The sequence below is a fragment of the Streptomyces sp. SID14478 genome, assembly GCF_010548525.1.
In the GTDB taxonomy this organism is placed as follows: Bacteria; Actinomycetota; Actinomycetes; order Streptomycetales; family Streptomycetaceae; genus Streptomyces.
Genome location: NZ_JAAGMG010000800.1, coordinates 1 through 2,773, shown reverse-complemented (window position 1 = coordinate 2,773; position 2,773 = coordinate 1). Strand labels below are relative to the sequence as shown.

General features: G+C 73.5%; 1 protein-coding gene. It reads right to left on the bottom strand.

The window, feature by feature from the left end; translation table 11 throughout:
- On the bottom strand, positions 1–2,773 hold a 2,773-nt coding region (locus G3I40_RS26335; RefSeq protein WP_164304652.1), incomplete at both ends, for an SDR family NAD(P)-dependent oxidoreductase.

Genomic DNA, 2,773 nt, shown 5'->3' with positions numbered 1-2,773 from the left:
CCCGGGCCCAGGCGTCGCCGGCCGGTGCGGTGGCGGCCCGGGCCGGTGCTCCGCTGCGCAGCTGTGCGGCCAACTGCCGTGCGTTCGCGGCCCAGTAGCCGCGCCGGACACGGTGGTGCTGGCGGGCGCAGGACAGGGTGTAGCTCAGCCCGTACAGGTACGCGTCGGTGTCGGGGGCGTCGTCGAGCGCCGCGAGCAGGTCGTCCGCGCGGCGGCGCACGGCGGCCTCGTCGCGTCCGGACAGCGGGATGAAGTAGAGGGGGAGTTCGGGGACGCGGGGGCGCGGTGCCACGTACTCCTGGATGATCGCGTGCCCGTTGGAGCCGCCGGCGCCGAAGGCGCTCAGCCCGGCGAAGCGGGTGGGTGCGCTGCCCCGGTCCCACGGCCGGGCCTCCTTGACGAGGGCGAAACGCGAGTCGTCGAGGTGCAGGTCGGGGTTCTCCAGGGCGCAGTGCAGGGTGGGGGCCAGGGTCCGGTGGGCGAGCTGTTTGACGACCTTGACGAGGCCGGCCAGTGCCGCGGCGGATTCGAGGTGGCCGACGTTGCTCTTCGCCGAACCCAGGTGGGCGGGGCCGTGCTCGGGTCCGCCGTAGGCCCGGCGCAGTGCGCGCACCTCGATCGGGTCGCCGAGCCGGGTGCCGGTGCCGTGGGCCTCGACGTAGGTCACCGCGGACGGTTCGACGGCGGCCCGCGCCAGGGCCGAGGAGATCACGCGGTGCTGGGCGCGTTCGGACGGCACGGTGAAACCGGCCGTCTTTCCTCCGGCGTTCACTGCCGTCGCCCGGATGACGGCGTGCACGCGGTCGCCGTCCCGGAGCGCGTCGGACAGCTTCTTGAGGACGACGGCGGCGCTGCCCTCGCCGGGCACGTAGCCGTCCGCGTCCACGCCGAAGGCCTGGCAGTGGCCGGTGGGGCTGAGGAACTTGCCCTCGGACAGGAGCCGGTACTTGCCCGGATGCGTCATGAGGTTCACGCCGCCGGCCACGGCCGTCGTGCAGTCCCCGGCGCCGATGCTGCGGACGGCCAGGTGCAGGGCGGTGAGTCCGCCGGAGCACATGGTGTCCAGGGCGACGCTGGGGCCGTGCAGGTCGAAGGCGTACGAGACCCGGTTGGCCAGGGCCGCGAAGGAGCTGCCGATCACTCGCTCGGCAGCGGCGAGGTCCTGGTAGTGCCCGAACATCGCGGCCACAAAGACTCCCACGTCGTCGGTGGGCCGGGCGAAGTACCCGGAGTCCTCCAGGGCGTGGTAGGCGGTCTGCAGGAAGCGGCGCTCCTGCGGGTCCATGTACCGCGCCTCCCGGGGCGCGATGTTGAAGAAGACGGGGTCGAAGTCCAGGGCGTGGTCGAGGAATCCGCCGTGCCGGCCGTAGGAGGTGCCCGGCTCGTCCTGGGCGAAGGAGTGGCTGTCGCGCCAGTCCCAGCGGTCGCCGGGTATGACGCGGACCGCGTCGTCGCCCCTGAGCAGCGCCTGCCAGTACGCCTCGGTGTCGGCGCCGCCGGGGAACTCCCCGGCCATGCCGATGATGGCGATGTCGTCGGGGCGGTAGGCGTCCGTGGTGTCCACGAACTCCTCGCTCTGTTCGGCGGGTTGAGGTACTGGCGCTGCGGCGGACGACACGACTTGCGGAGCCGCGACGGGCTCCGGGGCCTCCGGGTGCTCCGGCTGTGCCGGGTGTTCCTGCGCGAGGGAGGCCTCCAGCTCGGTGCGGAAGTTCTCGACGAGGTGGGCGCCGAGCTCCGCGACCGTCGGGTACTCGAAGAGGACCGCGCGGCTGAGCCGGGACGACCCGGTGATGCCCAGGCGGCTCTCGATGTCCCGGCTGATGCGGATGCTGCCGACGCTGTCCAGGCCCCGGTCCAACAGGTTGTCGTCGTCGCGCAGGTGGCGCAGACCGCTGTGCCGCACGACGAGGTCGCGCAGCCACCGGGCCGTACGGGCGGGCAGGTCCGCGGTGACCACCGGCGCGGCGGTGGACGCGACGACTGCGGGTGCGGGCCCGGGTCGCGCGTCCAGGTCCAACTCACCTTCATACAAGGCGAGTTGGCGCTCTCCATTCGCCAGGGCCGACATCAGCGTCGCGCAGGCCTGCTCGGGCGGCATCGGCCGCAGCCCGGAGCCGTCGTCCGGCATCTGCATGCCGTCGGTGTCCCACAGGCCCCAGTTGACGCTGTACCAGTCGGGCCGCAGCCCGGAGAGCCGGTCGAGGAACGCGTTGGCCGCGCCGTAGGCCGCCTGGCCGACGTTGCCGGTGATGCTCGTCAGGGAGCTGAAGTGCACCACGGTGGCGGGCCGGTGCGCGCCGGTCACGGCCGCGAGGTTGAGCGCGGTGGCCACCTTGGGCCGCAGGACGCTCTCCAGCCGGTCCGGGGTCAGGTGGAACAGCAGGCAGTCGTCCAGCACTCCCGCCAGGTTGAACACCGCCTTGACCGGCCCGAACTGGTCGTGGACGTAGCGCAGCGCGCCGTCGAGCGCAGCGAACTCGTGCGCCGGGGCACCGAGATAGCTGCGTACGCCCGCGTCTTTCAGCGCCTCCTGCGCCTGGGCGTCGGGCGTGCCGCGGCCCAGGACGAACACCTCGGCGCCGCAGTGCCGGGTCAGGTACCGGCACAGCGTGCGTCCGATGCCGCCGGAGCCGCCGATGACGACGACGCGGTCACCGGAGCCGATCACCTCGGTGGGGTCCGCCGGCGGCAGGGTCAGGGGTACGTGCGCGAGCTGCGCGATCCGCTCGCCCTCGGCCCGCAGCCGCGCCCCCGGGCGGGCGGCGCCGGC